Origin of the sequence: Haladaptatus sp. (assembly GCF_049589095.1) — an archaeon.
Classification (GTDB): domain Archaea; phylum Halobacteriota; class Halobacteria; order Halobacteriales; family Haladaptataceae; genus Haladaptatus.
Map to the genome: position 1 here is coordinate 1 of NZ_JBAWAC010000646.1, position 6,491 is coordinate 6,491.

8 protein-coding genes are annotated in these 6,491 nt (G+C 59.1%); 6 read left to right on the plus strand and 2 right to left on the minus strand.

From position 1 onward, the window contains the following. Positions 1-147 precede the first annotated feature (147 nt). Both WBV42_RS20355 and WBV42_RS20360 read left to right on the plus strand, forming a co-directional pair. Positions 148-960 carry a hypothetical protein gene (locus WBV42_RS20355; RefSeq protein ID WP_423987653.1) on the plus strand — a complete coding sequence of 271 codons (813 nt, stop codon included), beginning with the start codon at positions 148-150 and terminating at the stop codon, positions 958-960. A gap of 31 nt (positions 961-991) precedes the next feature. Then, positions 992-1,183 (plus strand): DUF7333 family protein, encoded by a 192-nt coding sequence (locus WBV42_RS20360; RefSeq protein WP_423987654.1) that lies wholly within the window; start codon positions 992-994, stop codon positions 1,181-1,183. A 14-nt stretch (positions 1,184-1,197) separates the two neighbouring features. On the opposite strand, the gene WBV42_RS20365 is transcribed toward WBV42_RS20360, so the two are convergent. Together WBV42_RS20365 and WBV42_RS20370 are read right to left on the minus strand one after the other, a co-directional pair. Continuing rightward, complete coding sequence (locus WBV42_RS20365; RefSeq protein WP_423987655.1) at positions 1,198-2,046, minus strand: class I SAM-dependent methyltransferase; 849 nt, start codon at positions 2,044-2,046, stop codon at positions 1,198-1,200. Positions 2,047-2,122: 76 nt separating this feature from the next. Further along, positions 2,123-3,262: a polysaccharide deacetylase family protein gene (locus tag WBV42_RS20370; protein WP_423987656.1), complete on the minus strand. Its 1,140-nt coding sequence runs from the start codon at positions 3,260-3,262 to the stop codon at positions 2,123-2,125. Positions 3,263-3,497: 235 nt separating this feature from the next. On the opposite strand from WBV42_RS20370, the gene WBV42_RS20375 reads away from it, so the two are divergent. Genes WBV42_RS20375 through WBV42_RS20390 form a run of 4 tightly spaced genes read left to right on the plus strand, consistent with a single transcriptional unit; the run spans position 3,498 to position 6,218 of the window. Continuing rightward, positions 3,498-4,397: an ABC transporter permease gene (locus tag WBV42_RS20375; protein WP_423987657.1), complete on the plus strand. Its 900-nt coding sequence runs from the start codon at positions 3,498-3,500 to the stop codon at positions 4,395-4,397. Further along, positions 4,394-5,278 (plus strand): ABC transporter ATP-binding protein, encoded by an 885-nt coding sequence (locus WBV42_RS20380; protein WP_423987658.1) that lies wholly within the window; start codon positions 4,394-4,396, stop codon positions 5,276-5,278. Before WBV42_RS20375 ends, WBV42_RS20380 begins: the two co-directional genes overlap by 4 nt. After that, positions 5,275-5,934 (plus strand): hypothetical protein, encoded by a 660-nt coding sequence (locus WBV42_RS20385; protein ID WP_423987659.1) that lies wholly within the window; start codon positions 5,275-5,277, stop codon positions 5,932-5,934. The genes WBV42_RS20380 and WBV42_RS20385 overlap by 4 nt, the downstream gene beginning before the upstream one ends. Beyond that, on the plus strand, positions 5,931-6,218 hold the full coding sequence (locus tag WBV42_RS20390) for a winged helix-turn-helix domain-containing protein (RefSeq protein ID WP_423987660.1): 288 nt from the start codon (positions 5,931-5,933) through the stop codon (positions 6,216-6,218). Before WBV42_RS20385 ends, WBV42_RS20390 begins: the two co-directional genes overlap by 4 nt. Positions 6,219-6,491 lie beyond the last annotated feature (273 nt).

Consider the following 6,491-nt stretch of genomic DNA (forward strand, 5'->3'; position numbering starts at 1 on the left):
GAATTGAACCGCGAGGAAATCGAGGACCGGTTCGAGCGCGACTATCCGGGTCACACCGGACGACGAGCGGAGTAATTTTTTCTGACTGGTACGCTTTCGGACCCGTAAGGAGAACATTCATATCGACGGGCTGAATGGAATCACGATATGTCACGCGGGACGAGTCAGGGAGGACTCATCGACGCAATACGATACGATATCGCACAGTTACACACCGGTTGGATGGCATTGTTCTTCCCGCGACAGAGACAGCAATCCCACTCGGTTCTCGGAAAGTGGCGACCACAGAGCACGTCGGGCAAGGTAGCCTACAGCGGGTGGAGCATCGTCGGGAGCTTCATCGTCGCACTGTTGTACCCGTTCGTCCTGTTCGGCTTCGCCACGCGCTACTACACGAGTAAAATCGACCGCACGGCGGCGAGCCTCGGCGTGTTGGGCGTCATTTTGCTCTCGGCCGTCGTCTGGGGCGGTCTGGCGGCGCTGGCGAAGTATCGCTTCTCGACGGAAGGATTCTACGCCGTCGCCGCCGCCGGTGGCGTCGCAACCGTCGCAGCAGCGCTGGCCTATCTCACCAGCCGATACGGCGGTCGGATAACGACGGTGCTGTTCGCGTACCAAATTTTGAAGTCCCATCTCCTAAAATACAGAGTGAATAGTCGGATAACGACGGTGCTGTTCGCGTACCCGTTCGGCATGACGGCCATCTTCCTGCCGCCGGTCGTCGCCGCGCTGTACTCGCCGACGCTCTCGAACGTGATCTTCCCGAACAGCACGAACCTCGCGGTGTGGTTGCTGGACAACGTGCTCACCTACCGCAACATCGACGAGGTTCTTCGGGCACGGTTCAACCTCGAAGGACTCGCCTACGTCGGCATGTGGTTCGGCATCGCCGTGCCGGTCGGTTGGATTCTCGGGTTCTTAGTTACGCTGGCGAATCTCATGCGCCCGAAATCGGCATAACGCTTTTCCTCCGGTCGGCTAACTGTCCGACATGGAGTTCGATTTACCCGTAACCGCCGTAGCGCTGCTCGTAATCGTCGCTATCGCTACCGTCGGTCTCGTTGGGATGGATGTCATGGCGACGAGCACAGTGTTGATGATGGTGGCACCTTCGATGCTGGTGTTCGGTGTGATCGCGCTCTTGCTCGGCGTGAAGCACGGAGAATACCGCGCAACGAGATAACGAACCCGAATCGCTCACTCGACCCGCCCGACCGCGAGGATGTGGTTCGACAAATCCACGATAGTCGGGTCCTCCCGGAGCGTCCGAACGGCGTGTGCCACGTTTTCCTGTGCATCCGCGTCGATATCTTCGATGTTCGCCCCGAAGTTCAAGGCCGGACCTTCGAGTCCGGCCACGGTTTCGACGGTGATTTCGTGTCGTTCCAGCAGTCGGCGGAGTTCATCGGCGCGGAAGAAGTGGCACTCGACGAACGACGGACTCTCGCCCTCGTGCTTCTCGGCGAGTTCGGCCGAGTAGGTTGCCGTCTCGATCAGTTCGGGGAGTTGCCGAACGCCCGCCTCGAACTGTGGTGCGCTCTTGATGAGGTTCTGGACGACGGCGACGAAGCCCATCACGGAGGCGAAAACGGGCGCATCGGGGCGGGAGACACGGTAGAGTTCCCGAACCGCCGCGTCCCGTTCGTCGGCGTCGATGACGTGCGAAAGCGGCCCGCCGAGACAGAGCGTCGCGTCGAACTCGTCGGCAGGGAAGGGAAGCCCACGAATGTCTCCCTGCTGGACCGTGACTCGTTCACCGAGGTCACGTTTCGCAACCTGCCGCTTTGCGATGGCGACTTGCTCGGCCGACAGGTCGAGTAGCGTCACGTCGTACCCGCGCTCGGCCAACCGAATGGCATATCTCCCGGCGGCCCCGCCAGCGTCGAGGACGTGTCCCGATGCGGGGAGGTATCGGTCGAGATACTCCGTGGTGTTCTCGAACTCCAAGCCGTTTTTGAACGACTCGTCGAGGCGTTCCCACTCGCCCTCGCCGAGGCGGTCGTAGTAGTTCGAGGGATCGATTCGCTCCCGTGAATCGCCGGTCATGCCTGTCTCTACAGATAGAAAACGAACGCAAAACTGTTATTGTGTACTGACAGCACACGGCACGACTTTCGTCGGGTTAGCGACGCGACTGACGCCACGCGAGCGCGCCGAGGCCGGTCAGTGCCGTGGCGAACCCGAAGCCGGGTTGCCCGCTCGATTTCGTCGTACTCGTCGATTCATCGTTCGACGTCGTCGTCGTTTTCTCGGACGAAGTCGTCGTGGTCGTGGTCGTGGTCGTTTGCTGTTCTATGATACCCATATCGACCATCGCGTCGCGGAGCGTGAGTATCTCGATGTTGCGGTCCTTCGCCATCTGAATCGCGGTTCGAACGCGCTTTGGCTCGAAGTCATCGTACGAACTGTGGCCTGCGAGGATACCGAGAACGTCACCCTTGGCGACGGTGTCGAGATACGTACCGAGTTTCTTCTTCGTCTCGGAGTCGGGCTTGAAGTACGCTCGGCTGAGGTGATACGGGTCAAAGCCAGTGATCGGATTCAATCCGTCCGCAAACTCCGCGTTCGCGAGTGCGTCGTACTCCTTCTGTATCATTGCCTCCGCTTGCTGTCCGTTGATTCCGTACGGGAGCACCATGTTCGCGGCGTTGAACCCGTCCTCCTCAAGCTGTTTCTTCGAGTCGAAAATCTCGGAGTGCAGTATCTCGTCGGTGTACCGCATCGTCGAGTTATCCGCGATGAACGATTTTTCGAGCGAGTTCTTGAGGGTAACGTACTCGCCCGTATCGTCCGACCCTTTGCCCGTGACGGTGACGGTTTCCTCTTTCGTCCCGTTCGAGATGATGACCTCGTCACCGGGATGTTCGCCGTGGCGGTTGGAGCGTTCGTAGACTTTCGTATCTCCCTTCGACGCGTCCTCAGCGAGTTGGAGTGGCCCCAACGCTCGGTGGTGAACCGTGTGGGACATGACTTCCCATCCCGCGTTGCTCATCTCTCGCAACTGTTTTACCGTCAGTCGGTCCTTCTCCCCGAGTTGACCGGAGACCGCGGCGGAACAGGCGGGAACGTCTTCGTCCTGATGGACCGGGAACGTTTTCGTGTAATCCTCCGCCACGCTGTCGTCGTAGATGAAGACGAGTTTTCCGGAAGACGATTTTGCGGCAGCGCGAGAAGCGAGCGACACGGGAGCGGTGAGTGCAACGCCAGTAACGCCGGCGCTTCGGAGAAAACGACGGCGACTCCCGTTCACTGAAGAGTGCATACTAGCACGAAACTGTACAAATTCAAAAGTTCACTGGGGTAAGGTGTGACATAGTATCATGCAAAGGATAATTTTTTGAAATAATAAGTTGTCCTGTTCTAATGACAGAAAAGTCCCTGATACATCCCTCTGTCGATCTAAAACGGCGCTAGAAAGCAATACGAGCCAGCTTTGCTTTACAAAGTATATTCTATTGCAAACCTTTATGTGTTGCAGAATCAATGTTCAGAGAGAGATGTCATCTACGTACGAATCGGGTCAGAGCCAAGTTCGGTCGACGGGTGACGCCCGGAACGCGTGGGTCCGGCAGACGTGGGCGTTCGCCGAGCGCAACCTGCGGGAGATGCGACGGAGCATTGCCGTGCTCTTCTGGTCGATGGGATTCCCTGCGGGATTCTATCTCCTGACCATCTCCGTATTCATCTCGCCCGACCAAGTTCCGGCGTCGATGCTTCCGGTCGTGAAAGCCGCCATCGCCATCGGGTACGGAATGTTCGGTGCAACCACCGTCTGTCTGAGCGCGTTCAGTCAACAGCTCGTGACCGATTTGGAGGACAACCGCTACGCGCAGTTCCGGTCGTTACCCATTCGACCGTCCGCGGACCTCGTCGGACGACTCGTTGCAGGCGAACTGTTCGGGCTCGTCGCGTTCGGGTTCGTTCTCGCCGTCGGCGTCGCAACCGGAGCGGAGCTCACGCTCCGTGGACTCACCACGATTCCCGTCCTCGTCGTCACGCTCGTTCTGGCGAACCTGTTCTGGTTGATTCTCGCGCTGGGAATCGCCACGCTCGTCCGCGACGCCAGATACGCCAACATCATCTCGATATCCGTCGCCATGATGGCCTACTTCCTCACGGGCTACAACGGAACCTCGCCGACGATGTTCACCGCCGACCCGCAGATTCTGAACTTCCTTCCGAACACGCTCGCGGCCAGAATCGCGCTCTACCAACTGCTCGATATCACGGATTGGAAGGGTGCGGGACTGGCACCGCCTGGGATGCCGAGCGACCCGATGTACCTCCTGTTGCTCGCCGGATACGGCGTCGTCGTGTTCGCGATCGGCCTCGTCATGATGAACCGCGTGCTGTATCAACGCCGTTGGAACGGTCGAGCGCGAGGTGTCGAGCGATGACGATCGCCATCGAAGCGCGAGATATCGAAAAATCGTTCGGGGGCGATTCAGTCCTGAAATCGGTGAACGTCGACGTGAACGAGGGTGAAATCCTCGTCCTGCTCGGTCCGAACGGCGTCGGCAAGACCGTCCTGCTGTCGTGTCTGGCCGGAAGCATGCATCCCTCCGGAGGAACGGTTTCGGTATTCGGCGAACCGCCGCAGAAGGCGTCGAACGTCAGATTTCTCCTGCAAGAGGCGATGGGTATCGACTCGCTCACGGGGCGGGAGAACGTTCGGTTTTACTCGCGGCTTCACCCGCGGTTTACCGACCGTTGGGAGGAGTACGTCGAACGTTTCGACGTGGTCGATGCGCTCGACAAACCGCTCGAAGACTGTTCGGTCGGGATGAAACGAAAGATCGAACTGGCGATCACGTTGAGCATCGACGTGCCGGTGTACCTTCTCGACGAACCGACCGCCGGTCTCGACCTCTCGATGATTCAGGCGCTCCACAGCGTCGTCCGCGAGCGGGATGCGACGTTCGTGATTTCGAGCCATTTGCCCCACGATGCCGACTTGGCTGACCGGTTGGCGTTCGTCAATGACGGCCGCGTCGTCGCTACGGGCACTCCCAAGGAGATGCTCACATCGCTGCCCCCCGTTGTGCGAGTGATGGGAATCGAGACGGGAAGCGAACTCGCCGGACACGTCACCAACGAGCGCGTGTTCAGCGACGGCGGGCAGACGCGCGGTTTCGTTCCCGATGGAACAAGTATCGAGGAAATCCGGAACCGGATGGCGGCGGAATCCGGCGACGAAGACGACGAAGTATCGGAGGCGACACCGACGTACACCGACCTGTTCAACTATTACGTCCACGTTTCGACGGAGGGACGATGACCGAAGCGGAAACCGACGCCGGAAACGGTAGCGACACGCCGGAAGACGTCGATATAGATCGTCTCAAGCGGGATCTCGCAGGCATAAAGGAAGCGATGGGGATCGGCGAACGATATCCGAGCGTCATCCGACTGTGGTTGGTGTTCGCGGTGCTGGTCCTCGCCGCGTCGCTCGCATCCCAGTACGTCCTCACCGAGCGACTGGCGAGTTACTGGTTCGGGGTCGTGTGGTTCTCGCTGATGGTCCTCGGTGGTCTCGCCTCGTGGCGACTCACGGGACGAACTGACCGTTCTTCGGCAGGCGAGGGGCCGAACATCGGCTATCAGTTCGGCCTCGTCTTTCTCTCGGGAATCGTGGTGCAACTCGTCACGAACCCCCTGTTGGGAACGCTCGGCTACGTCGATGGAACGCTGTACGTGTTCAGCATCTGGGTGACGTTGACGGGAATCGGTTACCTCATCTCCGCCAACAGCCTCCGCGCCTATCGAATTCGGCGCAAGGACCGGCTTGCGCTCTCGCTGGGCGGCGTGCTGATGATTGGATACGTCGTGTTGCTCACCTACTGGGAACCGCTTCGGCCGTGGGGGTACGCTGCCTTCGGCATCTCGTACTTCATTTATGCCGTGGCTTCCTACGGAATCCTACGCGGGGCATGAACTTCGACAAACTCGTCCACCAGCCGACGCGGTTGCAGTTGTTCGCACACCTTTACGCACACGGAGAGGTGAGTTTCAACGACCTCCGAGAAGCCTTGGACGTGACGGAAGGGAACCTCAGCAGCCACCTCGGCCGAATGGAGGATGCGGGCGCGGTCGAAGTGAAAAAGGAATTCGTGGACAAGAAACCTCGAACGACCTATCGACTAACCGACGAGGGCCGCGAACTGTTCGAGGAACACGTCGAGACGCTCGAAGCGCTCATCGACAGCCTCGACACGTGAACAGCGAACGGCAAACGCATGTGAGCCGTGAGCCATACGCCGAGGACACAACCACTGGAAATCGGCCGTAAACGGGATGATCGGGTATCCGCAGACCGCACCCTCGGAAGTCACGATCGACATAAACGTCAAAAACAGCGTTCCGTAGAGCCGACAAAAATCGGCAATCTCCACAGCCGCTAGTCATCAGCGCTCCCACCGGAAAATCTCCGATTTTCCGGGCTAAACGACGACCAACGGGAGGAGTGCAATACTTTTGATCCAGCTTTTTCC

Excerpts from the sequence above, each read along its gene's own strand:
- WBV42_RS20355 (WP_423987653.1), top strand. The coding sequence starts at position 148 with ATGTCACGCGGGACGAGTCAGGGAGGACTCATCGACGCAATACGATAC.
- WBV42_RS20360 (WP_423987654.1), top strand. The coding sequence starts at position 992 with ATGGAGTTCGATTTACCCGTAACCGCCGTAGCGCTGCTCGTAATCGTC.
- WBV42_RS20365 (WP_423987655.1), bottom strand. The coding sequence starts at position 2,046 with ATGACCGGCGATTCACGGGAGCGAATCGATCCCTCGAACTACTACGAC.
- WBV42_RS20370 (WP_423987656.1), bottom strand. The coding sequence starts at position 3,262 with ATGCACTCTTCAGTGAACGGGAGTCGCCGTCGTTTTCTCCGAAGCGCC.
- WBV42_RS20375 (WP_423987657.1), top strand. The coding sequence starts at position 3,498 with ATGTCATCTACGTACGAATCGGGTCAGAGCCAAGTTCGGTCGACGGGT.
- WBV42_RS20380 (WP_423987658.1), top strand. The coding sequence starts at position 4,394 with ATGACGATCGCCATCGAAGCGCGAGATATCGAAAAATCGTTCGGGGGC.
- WBV42_RS20385 (WP_423987659.1), top strand. The coding sequence starts at position 5,275 with ATGACCGAAGCGGAAACCGACGCCGGAAACGGTAGCGACACGCCGGAA.
- WBV42_RS20390 (WP_423987660.1), top strand. The coding sequence starts at position 5,931 with ATGAACTTCGACAAACTCGTCCACCAGCCGACGCGGTTGCAGTTGTTC.